The 475-nt window shown below is 60.0% G+C and carries 1 protein-coding gene; it reads right to left on the reverse strand.

The window, feature by feature from the left end; all coding sequences use genetic code 11:
• Nucleotides 1-20: 20 nt before the first annotated feature.
• Nucleotides 21-475: metal ABC transporter permease (locus M3225_RS28835; RefSeq protein WP_251400741.1), on the reverse strand; the 455-nt coding region annotated here is incomplete at its 5' end.

The raw sequence follows: 475 nt of genomic DNA on the forward strand, positions 1-475 counted from the left end.
CTTGTAGCCCCGGCAAGGCGTTAGCCGCCACCGGGGATAATTGCTGAAGTTTTCTGTTTCTGACTATCGCGGATCGTGCTTGCGACAAAGGCGACCACAAACAGCGCGGTAAACAGCACCACGATAGTCGGCGCTGGCGCGCTGTCGAGATAAAACGCCAGCCACACCCCTCCCGCCGAGCAGCCGATGGCCACCGCTACCGCCAGCAGCAGGGCGTGGATAAAGCGTCTCACCAGCAGAAGCGCGATCGCCCCGGGGGCAATCAGCAGCGAAATCGACAGAATAATCCCCACCGACTGCAGCGTCGCGACGATGGTCAGGGCGATCATGCACAGCAGGCCGTAGTGCAGCAATCCGCCGCGCAGGCCGCTGGCTTTAGCCTGCGTTGGATCGAAGGCGTGCAGCAAAAAATCCCGCCATTTGAGACCGATAATCAACGCAATCACCAGTGCGATCGCCGTCGTTTGCCCAATAT

The sequence above is a fragment of the Priestia aryabhattai genome (genome assembly GCF_023715685.1).
Classification (GTDB): domain Bacteria; phylum Bacillota; class Bacilli; order Bacillales; family Bacillaceae_H; genus Priestia; species Priestia aryabhattai_B.